The 13578-nt window shown below is 71.5% G+C and carries 14 protein-coding genes; 11 read left to right on the top strand and 3 right to left on the bottom strand.

Going from position 1 to position 13578, the window contains the following annotated elements; translation table 11 throughout:
• The first annotated feature begins 26 nt into the window (after positions 1–26).
• Together thiC and K8612_RS05780 are read left to right on the top strand one after the other, a co-directional pair.
• Positions 27–1898: a phosphomethylpyrimidine synthase ThiC gene (gene thiC, locus K8612_RS05775; RefSeq protein WP_223761525.1), complete on the top strand. Its 1872-nt coding sequence runs from the start codon at positions 27–29 to the stop codon at positions 1896–1898.
• Positions 1899–2026: 128 nt separating this feature from the next.
• A complete protein-coding gene (locus K8612_RS05780) occupies positions 2027–2431 on the top strand; it encodes a DUF4870 domain-containing protein (RefSeq protein WP_223740436.1) in 405 nt (134 codons plus the stop codon).
• A gap of 3 nt (positions 2432–2434) precedes the next feature.
• Here the strand turns inward: K8612_RS05780 and moaA are convergent, their stop codons facing one another.
• From moaA to thiO, 3 genes are all read right to left on the bottom strand, one after another.
• Positions 2435–3439 carry a GTP 3',8-cyclase MoaA gene (gene moaA, locus K8612_RS05785; RefSeq protein ID WP_223761526.1) on the bottom strand — a complete coding sequence of 335 codons (1005 nt, stop codon included), beginning with the start codon at positions 3437–3439 and terminating at the stop codon, positions 2435–2437.
• A gap of 67 nt (positions 3440–3506) precedes the next feature.
• Positions 3507–4739 carry an HD domain-containing phosphohydrolase gene (locus K8612_RS05790; protein ID WP_223740434.1) on the bottom strand — a complete coding sequence of 411 codons (1233 nt, stop codon included), beginning with the start codon at positions 4737–4739 and terminating at the stop codon, positions 3507–3509.
• Positions 4740–4911: 172 nt separating this feature from the next.
• Entirely contained in the window at positions 4912–6027 is a 1116-nt protein-coding gene (thiO, locus tag K8612_RS05795) for a glycine oxidase ThiO (protein ID WP_223761527.1), read from the bottom strand.
• A gap of 293 nt (positions 6028–6320) precedes the next feature.
• Between thiO and hisG the strand changes: the two genes are divergently transcribed.
• Genes hisG through hisIE form a run of 9 tightly spaced genes read left to right on the top strand, consistent with a single transcriptional unit; the run spans position 6321 to position 13512 of the window.
• Positions 6321–7178 (top strand): ATP phosphoribosyltransferase, encoded by an 858-nt coding sequence (gene hisG / locus K8612_RS05800; protein ID WP_223740432.1) that lies wholly within the window; start codon positions 6321–6323, stop codon positions 7176–7178.
• Positions 7175–8476 carry a histidinol dehydrogenase gene (gene hisD, locus K8612_RS05805; protein ID WP_223761528.1) on the top strand — a complete coding sequence of 434 codons (1302 nt, stop codon included), beginning with the start codon at positions 7175–7177 and terminating at the stop codon, positions 8474–8476. The genes hisG and hisD overlap by 4 nt, the downstream gene beginning before the upstream one ends.
• On the top strand, positions 8473–9510 hold the full coding sequence (locus K8612_RS05810) for an aminotransferase class I/II-fold pyridoxal phosphate-dependent enzyme (RefSeq protein WP_223740430.1): 1038 nt from the start codon (positions 8473–8475) through the stop codon (positions 9508–9510). The genes hisD and K8612_RS05810 overlap by 4 nt, the downstream gene beginning before the upstream one ends.
• The gene (gene hisH, locus K8612_RS05815; RefSeq protein WP_223740429.1) at positions 9510–10103 is read left to right on the top strand and encodes an imidazole glycerol phosphate synthase subunit HisH; all 594 of its coding nucleotides are present in this window, start codon (positions 9510–9512) and stop codon (positions 10101–10103) included. The genes K8612_RS05810 and hisH overlap by 1 nt, the downstream gene beginning before the upstream one ends.
• Positions 10100–10816 (top strand): HisA/HisF-related TIM barrel protein, encoded by a 717-nt coding sequence (locus K8612_RS05820; protein WP_223761529.1) that lies wholly within the window; start codon positions 10100–10102, stop codon positions 10814–10816. Before hisH ends, K8612_RS05820 begins: the two co-directional genes overlap by 4 nt.
• Positions 10813–11358: an imidazoleglycerol-phosphate dehydratase gene (locus K8612_RS05825; RefSeq protein ID WP_223740427.1), complete on the top strand. Its 546-nt coding sequence runs from the start codon at positions 10813–10815 to the stop codon at positions 11356–11358. Before K8612_RS05820 ends, K8612_RS05825 begins: the two co-directional genes overlap by 4 nt.
• Positions 11355–12119, top strand: a complete 765-nt coding sequence (gene hisF, locus K8612_RS05830; protein ID WP_370639918.1) for an imidazole glycerol phosphate synthase subunit HisF — start codon at positions 11355–11357, stop codon at positions 12117–12119. The genes K8612_RS05825 and hisF overlap by 4 nt, the downstream gene beginning before the upstream one ends.
• The gene (gene hisN / locus K8612_RS05835) at positions 12116–12898 is read left to right on the top strand and encodes a histidinol-phosphatase (RefSeq protein ID WP_223761530.1); all 783 of its coding nucleotides are present in this window, start codon (positions 12116–12118) and stop codon (positions 12896–12898) included. Before hisF ends, hisN begins: the two co-directional genes overlap by 4 nt.
• Positions 12895–13512 carry a bifunctional phosphoribosyl-AMP cyclohydrolase/phosphoribosyl-ATP diphosphatase HisIE gene (hisIE, locus tag K8612_RS05840; protein ID WP_223761531.1) on the top strand — a complete coding sequence of 206 codons (618 nt, stop codon included), beginning with the start codon at positions 12895–12897 and terminating at the stop codon, positions 13510–13512. Before hisN ends, hisIE begins: the two co-directional genes overlap by 4 nt.
• The last annotated feature ends 66 nt before the right edge of the window (positions 13513–13578 follow it).

The raw sequence follows: 13578 nt of genomic DNA on the forward strand, positions 1-13578 counted from the left end.
CGTCCGTTCTCACGAGGAGCCGTCCGATGAGTGGAGCGTCCAAGAGCCTCAAGGTCGATGGGAAGGTGCTGGAGGGGATCAGCCGCGGCCCGCTTCCCGCCTCGCGCAAGGTCTACGTGTCCGGGTCCCTGCACCCCGACCTCCGCGTCCCCCTGCGCGAAATCGCCCAGACCCCCACGCGCCACCACGGCCACTCCGGCCCGGAGACGCCCAACCCTCCCGTCCACGTCTACGACTCCAGCGGCCCCTACACCGACCCCTCCGCCGACATCGACCTGCGCCGGGGCCTGCCCGCCGTCCGCGAGGACTGGATCCGCGCCCGCAACGACACCGACGAACTGTCCGGCATCACGTCGGAGTACGGCCGCGCCCGTGAAGCCGACCCGCGCCTCAACGGCCTGCGCTTCAGCCACATCCGCAAGCCGCGCGTCGCCAAGGCGGGCGCCAACGTCAGCCAGATGCACTACGCCCGCAAGGGCATCATCACGCCGGAGATGGAGTACGTCGCCGTGCGTGAGAACCAGAAGCTCGATGCTTCACTCGCCGCCCAGCACCCCGGCCACTCCTGGGGCGCAGCGATTCCGCGCGTCATCACCCCGGAGTTCGTGCGCGATGAGATCGCCCGGGGCCGCGCCATCATCCCCGCCAACATCAACCACCCGGAGCTGGAGCCGATGATCATCGGCCGCAACTTCCTGGTGAAGATCAACGCCAACATCGGCAACTCCGCCGTCACGTCCTCCATCGAGGAAGAGGTGGAGAAGATGGTCTGGTCCATCCGCTGGGGCGCGGACACCGTCATGGACCTGTCCACCGGCCGCAACATCCACGAGACGCGCGAGTGGATCCTCCGCAACGCGCCCGTGCCCATCGGCACCGTGCCCATCTACCAGGCGCTGGAGAAGGTGGGCGGCAAGGCGGAGGAGCTCACCTGGGACATCTTCCGCGACACGCTCATCGAGCAGGCCGAGCAGGGCGTGGACTACTTCACCATCCACGCGGGCGTGCGCCTCCAGTACGTCCCGCTCACCGCGAAGCGCCTCACCGGCATCGTCAGCCGCGGCGGCTCCATCCTCGCCAAGTGGTGCCTGGCCCACCACCAGGAGAACTTCCTCTACACGCACTTCGAGGAGATCTGCGAGATCATGAAGGCGTACGACGTCAGCTTCAGCCTGGGCGACGGCCTGCGCCCCGGCTCCATCGCGGACGCCAACGACGCCGCGCAGTTCGGTGAGCTGGAGACGCTGGGCGAGCTGACGAAGGTGGCCTGGAAGCACGACGTGCAGGTGATGATCGAAGGCCCCGGCCACGTCCCCATGCACCTCATCCAGGAGAACATGACGAAGCAGCTCGCCGTGTGCCACGAGGCGCCGTTCTACACGCTGGGGCCCCTCACCACGGACATCGCGCCCGGCTACGATCACTTCACCAGCGGCATTGGCGCCGCGATGATCGGCTGGTTCGGCACGGCGATGCTCTGCTACGTGACGCCCAAGGAGCACCTGGGCCTGCCCGACCGTGACGACGTGAAGGAGGGCGTGATCACATACAAGATCGCCGCCCACGCCGCGGACCTGGCCAAGGGCCACCCCGGCGCCCAGGCCCGCGACAACGCCCTGTCCAAGGCGCGCTTCGAGTTCCGCTGGGAGGATCAGTTCAACCTGTCCCTGGACCCCGAGCGCGCCCGCGCCTTCCACGACGAGACGCTCCCCGCCGAGGGCGCCAAGGTCGCGCACTTCTGCTCCATGTGCGGCCCGCACTTCTGCTCCATGAAGATCACCCAGGACGTGCGCGACTACGCGGACAAGGTCGGCGTCAACGAGGCCCAGGCCCTGGAGCAGGGGATGAAGGAGAAGAGCGAGGAATTCAAGAAGGCGGGGCACGCGCTGTACCGCTGACGCCTCCGGTGGACGGGGGCCTGCTGGCTCGGCCCCTGTCCGCTGGATGACAGGAACCGACACGCCATGTCATGGTGCTCCCATCCGGGCGCACCCGTCGCGCCCCACTCAATTCTGGAGGGCGTTTCATGGAGCCAGGGCAGCGCGAGGATCAGCAGTTCGGCACGTTCATCACCGGCTCGCCCACGGCGACCTCGGATGAGAAGACGATGGGGATGCTGGCCCACCTGGGCTCCATCGCTGGCGTCGTGGTGGGCGCGGGCTTCCTGGGCTGGGCGGTGCCGCTGTTCCTGATGCTGACCAAGGGCAAGGAGTCGTCCTTCGTCCGCGCGCACGCGGTGGAGTCGCTCAACTTCCAGATCACCACCTTCATCGCGATGGCCATCTCCGCGGTGCTGATGTGCGCGGTGATCGGCTTCGTCCTGGCGCCCCTGGTGGCGATCGTGTCGATCATCTTCACGGTCATCGCCGGCCTGAAGGCCAACGACGGCGAGCTCTACCGCTACCCCGTGAACATCCGGCTGGTGAAGTAACCCTCAGCCGCCAATGCCCATCATGGGCAGGAGCGTGGCGCCGTTTCCGGCCTCCGTGAAGCGGTGCCCCTCCGGCTTCTCTCCCAGCGCGCGGCGCACGGCCACGGCGAGCTCCTCGTCCGTCGCGCCGCCCCGGATGAGCTGATGCAGCGGCGCCTGCGCCCGGCCGCCCAGGCAACTGCGCAGGTCGCCGTTGGACGCCACCCGCACCCGGTTGCAGCCCCCGCAGAAGTTCTGCGTCAGCGGGGAGATGAACCCCACGCGCCCGCTGTCCGTGCGCCAGTAGCGCGCCGGCCCGGAGGTGGGGGACGCGGCGCTCTCCTGCGGCTCCTCGGTGAGGACGCGGCCCGCTGCCGCCAGGCGCTCCAGCAGCTCCGCCGTGGGCACCGGCGTGCCCTGGCCAAAGGGCATCAATTCGATGAAGCGCGGGGTGATGCCGCGCGCGTGCGCGTACGTCACCAGCTCCGGCACCTCCGCGTCGTTGAGGCCGCGCATCACCACGACGTTGAGCTTCAGCGACTGGAAGCCCGCGCCCGCCGCCGCGTCGATGCCGCGCAGCACCGCCTGGAAGTCGCCCTGCTTGGAGATGCGCCGGAACACCTCTGCGGACAGCGTGTCCAGGCTCAGGTTGAGCTGGGTGACGCCCGCGTCGCGCAGCGGCCCGGCCAGCGGCTCCAGGCGGCTCGCGTTGGTGGTGATGGCCAGGTGCTCCACGCCGGACACCGCGGCGATGCGCTTCGCGATGTCGAGGATGTCCGGCCGGGCGAGCGGCTCTCCGCCCGTCAGCCGCACGCGGCGGATGCCCATGTGCGCGAAGACGGAGACGATGCGCTCGAACTCGCCCGCGTCGAGCAGGTCCTTCTTCCCGCCCCAGGACGCCGGTGAGCAGTAGGTGCAGCGGAAGTTGCAGCGGTCCGTGACGCTCAGCCGCAGGTACGTCATGCGCCGCCCCTGCGCGTCACACAGTGGCGGGGCGAGCGGGTTGGGAGCGGGCAGGGGGGCGGTCATCGCGGGGCCTTCCGCCTTCATGGATAGCAACCCCCGAGAGGAAAGGCACCGCTTCCCTCGGGCCGCCTCAGCCTTCGGTGCCGGAGGCTGAACGGATGACGACGGGCGGCGCGCCAATGGGCGTGGCCGTGCTGCCCACCGGCGGGGAGTCCGGCTCGTCGTCCAGGTCGGTGAGCCGCGCCAGCTCGGCCTCGGACTCGGCGGCGTCCGCGGCGGCCTGCATCGGGTTGAGCTTCTTCTCCGCCATCTCCTTCTTGATGCGGATGAGGCCCTCCTCACCGATGTCCAGGAACGCCTTGACGACTTCAGGGTCGAACTGCGTGTTGGCGCAGCGCTTGATCTCCTGGATGGCGTTCGCGAACGTCGTGCCCTTGCGGTACGGCCGGTCGCTCGTCATCGCGTCCAGCGTGTCCGCCACCGCGAAGATGCGCGCGCCGATGTGGATCTCATGGCGCTGGAGGTTGCGGGGGTAGCCCGCGCCGTCGTAGCGCTCCTGGTGCGACAGGACGATGTCCGCCGGCGTGGAGAGGAAGGGGATGTTCTGGATCATCTGGAAGCCGATCTCCGGATGACGCCGCATCTCCAGCCACTCGTCGGGGGTGAGCTTGCCGGGCTTGAGCAGCACCGCGTCCGGCACGCCGATCTTCCCGATGTCGTGCAGCAGCGCCCCGCGGCCGATCTCCTCCATCTCCTTGCCGTGGATGCCCATGCGGGTGGCGATGGCGGAGGTGTAGCTGACCACGCGCTGGGAGTGGTCGCTCGTCTCGTGCTCGCGCGCGTCCAGGGCCGCCACCAGCGCCAGCAGCGTGTTCTGGTACGTGTTCGCGATGTTGTGCAGCGCGCTGCGCAGCTCGGCGGTGCGGTCGCGCACCTTGCCCTCGAGCTTCTTCTGGTAGCGCTTGCGCGCCATCTCGATGCGGCGCTTGGCGAGCGCGCGCTCGATGGCGCGGATGAGGTCCGTGAGCTTGGGTGGCTTGAGCAGGTAGTCCACCGCGCCCCGGCGCAGACAGTCCACGGCGGACTCGGTGTCGCCGTAGCCGGTGAGCATGATGACGGACGTGTCCGGCAGCCGCTCGCGCAGGTTCTCCAGCAGCCAGAGTCCGTCGCGGCCCGGCATCTTCATGTCGCTGATGACGAGCGGCGTCTCTTCTTCACCCGCCACGTCGAGCGCCATCTCGGCGCCGTTGGCCACGACGCAGTTGTAGCCCTCCTCACGGAGGAGCACGGAGATGACGTCGCGGACGGAGTCGTCGTCGTCGACGATCAGGATTCTGGGCGGTGCGGGGGGGATGGCTTCCACGGCCGAAGATTCTAGAGGTTTCCAGGGATTAATGGCGAACGAGTGCGAGAAATCATCACCCCCTCGCCTCCCTGCCATCCAGGGCGGGGTGCGAGCCCTGGTTCCAGGGTGAACGTCTCCGGTCCTTGGGGCATTCCCCACCTTCCGGAGTAGGGCGGGCAGGCACGCCGCGTCAAACGCGCGCCATCGTCCCCCGGTCGTAGCGGAAGGGGGTGAGATCCACCGAGGGCTTCTCCCCCAGCACGGCCTGGGCGACGAGCTTCGCGGTGATGGGGGCCAGCAGGATGCCGTTGCGGAAGTGGCCGGTGGCGAGGAACAGGCCGGGCGCGGGGCCTTCTCCGATGTACGGCAGCGCGTCCTGGGTCCAGGGGCGGAAGCCGGCCCAGGTCTCCGTGATGGGGGCGCTGCCCAGCTCCGGGCAGAGCTGCAGGGCCATGTCGAGGATCCGCGCCAGCCCCGCCGCGGTCACCTGCTTGTCGAAGCCCACGTGCTCCATGGTGCTCCCGGCGATGATCCGCCCATCCGCGCGCGGCACCAGGTAGCCCTTCGCGGACGTCACCACCCGCTCCAGGAGGGGCAGCCGCGTCTGCAGTTGCACCATCTGTCCGCGCGCCGGGCGCACCGCCTGCGCCGACACGCCCGCACCCTGGACCAGGGACGACCACGAGCCCGCCGCCAGCACCACGGCGTCCGCGCGCAGCACCTCGCCGTCCAGGTCCACGCCCACCGCGCGGCCGTGCTCGTGCACCACGCCGCGCACGTAGCCGCTCTTGAACACCGTGCCCACGCGCGCGGCGGCCATGGTGAGCGCGCGCACGAGCAGCCGGTTGTCCACCTGGTGATCATCCGGGAAGTGCGCGGCGCCCACGGCGCTGGAGGACAGGTGGGGCTCCAGCTCGCGCGCGGCCTTGCCGTCGAGCAGCTCGGCGCGCAGCCCCATGCCGTGCTGCCAGCCCACGGTGGACTCCACGTGGTGGAGGTCCGCCTCGTCGAACGCGACGCGCAGCAGGCCGCACGGCCGGTACGCGATGTCCACGCCGGACAGCTCGCGCAGCTCCGCGGCGAAGCCCGCATAGAGGGCGCGGCTGCGCAGGCACAGCTCGAAGAAGGGGCCCGGACCGTCCGCCTCCCACTGGGGCGCGAGGATGCCGCCGGCGGCGCTGGAGGCCTCCGCGCCGGGGATGGAGCGCTCCAGCACCGTCACGCGCGCGCCCGCCTGCCGGAGTTTCAGCGCGATGCCACAGCCCATCACACCACCGCCCACCACGAGGACGTCGGAGGTTGCCATGCGCCGCTTGTGCTCAAGCGAGCACGGGTTTGCAAGCATCAAGACAGACCCTGACCCGGGGTGACTTGACGTTGGGGCCTCCGGTCGTTAACCCTAGGGCCGTGCGTTCCACGTCCCTGCATCACCACCATGCGCATCATCGGCCGGCCCATGACGGGACCGTTCGCCGCGCGCATGCCTGGGTGACGCACTAGAGCGCACCCACTTCCGGCAGATGCCGCAGTGACCGAAGGCCCGTCCCCCCAGGACGGGCCTTTTTTCGTTTCCGCCACCGCAGTCCCCCGAGCCCAGCCATGTTGAAGATTGCCCTGCCCAACAAAGGACGTCTGTCCGAGGAAGTGCGCGAGCTGTTCAACGACGCGGGCCTGGAGGTGCGCGCCCGGGGCGAGCGGGCCCTCACCGCGTCCCTGGGCGGCGAGTTCGAGGCCATCTTCGTCCGCGCCCAGGACATCCCGGAGTTCGTCGCGGACGGCGCCGCGCAGGCGGGCGTCACCGGCTGGGACCTGGTGAACGAGGCCGGGCGCGAGCTGGAGCCGCTGATGGACCTGGAGTTCGGCCGCTGCCGGCTGGTGGTGGCCGCGCGCGACGAGAGCGGCATCTCCCGCGCGGAGGACGTGAAGGACGGGATGCGGGTGGCGTCCTGCTTCCCCCGGCTGACGCAGGCCTTCTTCCAGCAGCGCGGGCAGCAGGTGACGGTGGTGCCGGTGAGCGGCGCGGCGGAGATCGCCCCGCACCTGGGCATCGCGGACATCGTCGTGGACCTCACGTCCACGGGGTCCACGTTGAAGATGAACGGCCTGCGGGAGGTCGCCACCGTGCTGGAGTCGAGCGCCCGGCTGGTGGCGTGTCCGCGCAACGGCCAGGAGGCGCGGCGCGCGCTGGAGGAGCTGACGCAGGCGCTGGGGTCGGTGCTGGCGGCGCGCGGGCAGCGCTACCTGATGGCCAACGTCCCGAAGACGTCCCTGGAGCAGGTGCGCGAGGTGCTGCCCGGCCTCAACGGCCCCACGGTGGTGGACGTGATGAACGGGGGCCACTTCGTGGCGGTGCACGCGGTGGTCTCGTCGCGCAACCTCTACCGCACGGTCAACGCGCTGAAGGCGCTGGGCGGGCAGGGCATCCTCGTCACGCGCATCGAGAGGTTGATGGCATGAGCGCTCCGGTCCTCAAGTACCAGGGGGCATTGTCCTCGCTGGAGCCCGACGCGCGGCGGAGGCTGTTGGCCCGCACGGGGGAGTCGGATGCCCTGGTGGCCTCCCGCGTCCAGGCGCTGATCGCCCGAGTCCGCACGGAGGGAGACCGGGCCCTCTTCGACTTCGCCCGGCAGTTCGACCGCGTGGAGCTGACGGCGCTGGAGGTTCCGCGTGAACGGTGGAGCGCGGCGCTGGAGTCGATTCCGGCCGACGTGCGCGAGGCGCTGACCCGCGCGGCGCGCAACATCGCCCGGGCGCACGCGGCGCAGCGGCCCCAGTCCATGGAGGTGGAGACGGAGCCCGGGGTCGTCGTGGGCCGCCGGCCGGATCCGCTGAGCCGCGTCGGCGTGTACGCCCCTGGCGGCCGGGCGGTGTACCCCAGCAGCGTGCTCATGGGCGTGGTCCCCGCGAAGGTCGCGGGCGTGGACGAGGTCATCGTCTGCTCGCCGCCGGGGCCGGATGGCTTGCCGAGCGCGGGCGTGCTCGCGGCGGCGGCGCTCGCGGGCGCGGATCGGGTGTTCGCGTTGGGGGGCGCGGGCGCGGTGGCCGCGCTGGCGTATGGCACCCAGAGCGTCCCCCGCGTGGATCGCATCGTCGGACCGGGCAACGCGTACGTCGCGGCCGCGAAGCTCCAGGTGGTGGACGCCGTCGCCATCGACGCGCCCGCGGGCCCGAGCGAGATCCTGGTGGTCGCCGACGCGAGCGCCCGTCCGGACGCCGTGGCGCGTGAGCTGCTGGCCCAGGCGGAGCACGACCCCGAGGCCTGCTGCGTGGCGCTGGTGGTGGGCGCCACCCTGGCGCAGGCGGTGCGGGACGCGGTGGAGCGGCAGGCCCGCGTCGCCCGGCGCGGCGACATCGTCCTCTCCGCGCTGGGGAGCCGGGGCGCGGTGCTGCGCATCGACTCGCTGGAGGAGGCGTGGCCCTTCGTCGCGGAGTTCGCTCCGGAGCACCTGCTGCTCGCGACGGAGACACCCTCCGAGGACCTGGCGCGCGTTCGCAACGCGGGCACGGTGTTCGTGGGGCAGCGCGCGTCGGTGGCCTTTGGTGACTACCTCACGGGAGCGAACCACGTGCTGCCCACGGCGGGGCTGGCCCGGGCGTACTCGGGCCTGAGCGTGCTGGACTTCTACCGGTGGACCACGTGGCAGCGCGTGACACCGGCGGCGGCGGCGGCGATGGCGGACGACGTGGGGACGCTGGCGGACAGCGAGGGCCTCTTCGCCCACGCGGCCGCGGCTCGGGCCTGGAGGGTGCCGTGATTCCATTCCGCGAGTCGTACCGGGACATCCCCTTGTACTCCCCCGCGAAGAAGCCGTGCCGGGTGGACCTGAGCGACAACACCAACCTCTTCGGCGCGCCGCCGTCCGCGGATCGCGTGCTGCGGGAAGAGGGCGTCCTGCGGTTGGCCCGCTATCCCGCGGGCTATGCGCCGGACCTGAAGCGCGCCGTGGCCACCTACGCGGGCGTCTCGGTGGAGAGCGTGACGACGGGCTGCGGCTCGGACGACGTCATCGACTGCGCGCTGCGGGCCTTCCTGGAGCCCGGGGACGCGGTGGCCTTCGCGGATCCCACGTTCGTGATGGTGCCGCTGTATGCCCGGTTGAGCGCGCTCAGGCCGGCGCCCGTACCGCTGCGCGCGGACCATGACCTGGACGTGGACGGCCTGCTCGCCACGGGGGCGAAGCTCATCTACGTGTGCACGCCGAACAACCCCACCGGCACGGTGGCCTCGCGCGCGGCGGTGGAGCGGCTGGTGGACTCCGCTCCGGGCGTGGTGCTCATCGATCAGGCCTATGTGGAGTTCACGCGGGGCGGGGACCTCCTCGACCTGGCGCGGACGCGGCCCAACGTGCTGGTGACGCGCACGATGTCCAAGGCGTTCGGGCTCGCGGGTCTGCGGGTGGGGTGGGGCGTGGGGGCTCCGTCGCTGGTGGCGGAGGTGGAGAAGGCCCGGGGGCCCTACAAGCACACGGCGCTGGGCGAGGCCGTGGCGGTCGCCGCGCTCACGGATGACGTCCCGTGGATGCAGGCCTGCGCGGCGGAGGCGGTGGAGAACCGGGAGCGGCTGCGCGGCGCCTTGAAGGCGCTGGGGCTGGAGCCGCTCCCTTCGGAAGGGAACTTCCTCCTCGTCCCCGTGCCGCAGGCGCGGAGGGTGGGCGAGGCGCTGCGGGAGCGCAACGTGAACGTGCGGGTGTTCGAAGGGCTCACGGGCGTGGGCGATGCGCTGCGCATCGGCTGCGGTCCCTGGCCGCTGATGGCCTCGGCGCTGAAGGCCCTGAAGGAGGTGCTGTGATGCGGGTGACCCTGTTCGACTATGGCGCTGGCAACCTGCACTCGCTGATCAAGGCGCTGGCCACCGCGCCCGGCGCGGACGTGCGCGTGCAGGAGGATCCGCTGCGCGCGCTGGACACCGACGTCCTGGTGCTCCCCGGAGTGGGGGCGTTCGGCGCGGCGGCGGCGCGGCTCGCTCCGGGACGCGAGGCGATGCGCGAGGCGCTGGACGCCGGCCTGCCGTGCCTGGGCATCTGCCTGGGCATGCAGCTCCTCTTCGAGGAGAGCGACGAGGGGGCAGGGCAGGGACTCGGCTACTTCCCGGGCCGCGTGACGCGGCTGGCGGCGCGGCACGTTCCGCAGATTGGATGGAACGACGTGGAGGAGGACCGGGCGCTCCAGGCCGCGCGGTTGTCCACCGTGTACTACGCGCACAGCTTTGTCTGCCGCGCCGTGGATGCGCGCGAGGTGGTGGGCTGGACCACGCACGAGGGCGACCGGTTCCCGGCCTCCGTGCGGCGCGGCAACGTGCTGGGCGTGCAGTTCCACCCGGAGAAGTCCTCCCACGCGGGCGTGCGCTTCGTGCAGGCCTTCCTCCAGGAGGTGTCGTCATGATCGCCATCCCGGCCATCGACCTGCGGGAAGGCGCGTGCGTGCAGCTCGTGGGGGGCTCCTACGAGGCGGAGCGCGTGCGCGTGAATGATCCGCTGGACGCCTTGAAGCAGTGGCTCGCGCTGGGCTTTCGCGCGTTCCATGTCGTGGACCTGGACGCGGCGCTGGGCAAGGGCTCCAACGCGGACGTGGTGACGCGGCTGGTGTCGCACGCCCCGGGCCTCACGTTCACGGTGGGCGGCGGTGTCCGTGAGGCCTCGCGCGTGGAGGCGGTGCTCGCGGGCGGGGCGTCCTCGGTCGTCGTGGGGACCCGCGCCATCGAGGACCTGGCCTGGCTCACCGAGGTCGCGGATCGCTTCCCCGGCCGCGTGGTGGTCGCCGCGGACGTGAAGGGCCGCGAGGTCGTGACGCGAGGCTGGACGTCCGGCAGCGCGCGCGACATCCGCGACGTGCTGTCCGCGTTGGAGCCCCTGCCGCTGGGCGGGATGCTCGTCACGGCGGTGCACAAGGAGGGGCAGTTGGGCGGCGTGGACCTGCCCTTGATGGAAGAGGTGGCCCGTTCGAGCCGGCACCGGCTCTACGCCTCCGGCGGGGTGACGACGCTGGAGGACCTGCGCGCGCTGGCGAAGGTGGGCGCTTACGGGGCGGTGGTGGGCATGGCGCTTTACACAGGACGTCTGGATGCGCGCGCGGTCGCGCGGGAGTTCACGCAATGAGCACGGTCACCACGGTCGTCCGCGAAACGAAGGAGACCCAGGTCACGGTGGAGCTGGCGCGCGGAACCGGCGTGGCCCGGGTGGACACGGGCCTCAAGTTCTTCGACCACATGCTCGCCACGTTCGCGCGCTACGCGGGGCTGGACCTGACCCTGCGCGCTCGCGGCGACCTGCGCCACCACCTGATGGAGGACGTGGCCATCACCCTGGGCACCGCCGTCCAGCGCGTCATCCCCGCCACCGCCGCGCGCTACGGCGAGCGCACCCTGCCCATGGATGACGCCCTGGTGCAGGCGTGCCTGGACGCGGGCGGGCGCTTCTACTACCGGGGCCCGTTGAAGAACCGGCTGTACGAGCACTGGATGCGCTCGTTCTGCGAGCACGCGCGCATCACGCTCCACCTGCGCGTGCTGCGCGGCAAGGACAGCCACCACCTCACCGAGGCGGCCTTCAAGGCGCTGGGGCTCGCGCTGCGCGACGCCATGGTGGACTCCGGCGTCGTCTTCAGCATGAAGGGCAGTGTCTCCCTGGAGGTGAAGTGATGCTGCGCCGACGGATCATCGTCTGCCTGGACGTGAAGGGCGGCCGCGTGGTGAAGGGCGTCCAGTTCGAGGGCCTGCGCGACGTGGGCGACCCGGTGGAGCTGGCCCGGCGCTATGAAGAGGCGGGCGCGGACGAGGTGACCTTCCTGGACATCTCCGCGAGCGCCGAGGAGCGCCAGACGCTGTGGGACCTGGTCCAGCGCACCGCGGAGCGCCTCTTCATCCCGCTCACGGTGGGCGGAGGCGTGCGCACCGTGGACGACGTGGGCCGCGCGCTGCGGGCCGGCGCGGACAAGGTGAGCATCAACTCCGCGGCCGTGGCCACGCCGGAGCTGCTCACCGGCTGCGCGGAGCGCTTCGGCGCCCAGTGCGTGGTGGCCAGCATCGACGCGAAGCGCGAGGCAGACCGCTACCGCGTCTATACGCACGGCGGCCGGCGGCCCACGGATTGGGACGCCGTGGCCTGGGCGAAGGAGTGCGTCCGGCGCGGCGCGGGCGAGGTGCTGCTCACCAGCATCGACCGGGACGGGGCGCGCACGGGCTACGACCTGGAGCTGACCCGCGCGGTGGCGGAGGCCGTGGACGTGCCCGTCATCGCCTCCGGAGGCGCGGGCCGCGCGGAGCACGTGCGCGATGCCCTGACCCTGGGCGCGGCGGACGCGGCGCTCGTCGCCGGCATCCTCCACGACGGCCTCACCACGGTGGGCGCCTTGAAGTCCCTGCTGAATGACAGCGGCATCGCCATCCGGAGCACGACATGAACGCGGACCCGCGAGACTTGATGGAGGCCGCCGCCGACGTGGCGCGCAAGGCCGGTGACGTGGCGCTGGACTTCTTCCGGCGCGGCATCGCCGTGGACACCAAGAGTGACGGCACCCCCGTGACGGTGGCGGACCGCACCGCCGAGTGGACCGCCCGCGAGTGGCTGGAGGCGCGCTTCCCCCAGGACGGCATCCTGGGCGAGGAGTTCGGCGAGTCCCGGCCGGGCGTGAAGCGCCGGTGGATATTGGATCCCATCGACGGCACGAAGACGTTCATCCGGGGCGTGCCGCTGTGGGGCACGCTGGTCGCGGTGGCGGAAGGGGAGACCATCCTCGCGGGCGCGGCCTACTTCCCGGCCGTGAACGAGCTGGTCGTCGCGTCGCCGGGCCTGGGCTGCTTCTGGAACGGCTCCGCGGCGCGCGTGTCGGAGCAGGACTCGCTGGCGCAGTCAGTGGTGCTCGTCACCGACGATCGCTTCCTCCAGAGCCCCGCGAAGGGCGCCGCCTGGACGGAGCTGGCGCGGCAGGCGTCCCTGTCCCGCACGTGGGGGGACTGCTACGGCTACCTCCTCGTCGCGACCGGCCGCGCGGAGGTCATGGTGGACGAAGCCCTGTCTCCCTGGGACGCGGCGGCCCTCCAGCCCATCATCGAGGAGGCGGGCGGCGTCTTCACCGACTGGAAGGGCGCGCGCACGGCGTTCGGCGGTGATGGCATCGCCACCAACGCGGCGCTGTCCGGGCGCGTGCGCGAGCTGCTTCGCACGGGGGGCCAGCCATGACGCTGGACCTCTCCAAGCTGGACTTCGACAAGGGCCAGGGGCTGGTGACGGTGGTGACGCAGGACGCGAGCACCGGCGACGTGCTGATGGTCGCGCACGCGGACCGCGAGGCGCTGGAGCGCACGCTCGCCACGGGCGAGATGCACTACCGCTCCCGCACGCGCGGCCTCTGGCACAAGGGCGCCACCAGCGGGAACACGCAGCAGGTCGTCTCCCTGGATGCGGACTGCGACGGCGACGCGGTGCTCGCGCGCGTGCGCAAGGCCGGCCCCGCGTGCCACACCGGCGAGGAGACCTGCTTCGGCGAGGGACGCTGGGACGCGCTCGCGCACCTGGCCGCGACGCTCGCCGCCCGCGCGGCCGGCCCCCAGCCCGAGGGCGCCAGGCCCAGCTACACCCGGCGCCTCCTGGAGGACCGCAACCTGCGCCTGAAGAAGGTGGGCGAGGAGGCCGCGGAGCTCGTCACCGCCTGCGCGGACGCGGACACGCACCGGGCCGCGGAGGAGGCCGCCGACGTGCTCTTCCACGCGCTCGTCGCGGTGCGGGCCCTGGGCGTGACACTGGACGACGTGAAGGCCGTCCTCGCCGCCCGCGCGCGTCCAAAATCGCCCTGAACTCCCCGGATAGCCCGGCGTGTCGGTTGCGACCCAGGCGGAGTTGTCCAACCGCACTGCATCCTC

The sequence above is a fragment of the Corallococcus sp. AS-1-6 genome (genome assembly GCF_020037015.1).
GTDB lineage: Bacteria > Myxococcota > Myxococcia > Myxococcales > Myxococcaceae > Corallococcus.

Bases quoted from the DNA above. Each gene is read 5' to 3' on its own strand.
- K8612_RS05820 (WP_223761529.1), top strand. From the start codon at position 10,100: ATGATCGCCATCCCGGCCATCGACCTGCGGGAAGGCGCGTGCGTGCAG.
- moaA (WP_223761526.1), bottom strand. From the start codon at position 3,439: ATGACCGCCCCCCTGCCCGCTCCCAACCCGCTCGCCCCGCCACTGTGT.
- hisG (WP_223740432.1), top strand. From the start codon at position 6,321: ATGTTGAAGATTGCCCTGCCCAACAAAGGACGTCTGTCCGAGGAAGTG.
- thiC (WP_223761525.1), top strand. From the start codon at position 27: ATGAGTGGAGCGTCCAAGAGCCTCAAGGTCGATGGGAAGGTGCTGGAG.
- hisH (WP_223740429.1), top strand. From the start codon at position 9,510: ATGCGGGTGACCCTGTTCGACTATGGCGCTGGCAACCTGCACTCGCTG.
- thiO (WP_223761527.1), bottom strand. From the start codon at position 6,027: ATGGCAACCTCCGACGTCCTCGTGGTGGGCGGTGGTGTGATGGGCTGT.
- hisN (WP_223761530.1), top strand. From the start codon at position 12,116: ATGAACGCGGACCCGCGAGACTTGATGGAGGCCGCCGCCGACGTGGCG.
- hisD (WP_223761528.1), top strand. From the start codon at position 7,175: ATGAGCGCTCCGGTCCTCAAGTACCAGGGGGCATTGTCCTCGCTGGAG.
- K8612_RS05780 (WP_223740436.1), top strand. From the start codon at position 2,027: ATGGAGCCAGGGCAGCGCGAGGATCAGCAGTTCGGCACGTTCATCACC.
- hisIE (WP_223761531.1), top strand. From the start codon at position 12,895: ATGACGCTGGACCTCTCCAAGCTGGACTTCGACAAGGGCCAGGGGCTG.
- K8612_RS05825 (WP_223740427.1), top strand. From the start codon at position 10,813: ATGAGCACGGTCACCACGGTCGTCCGCGAAACGAAGGAGACCCAGGTC.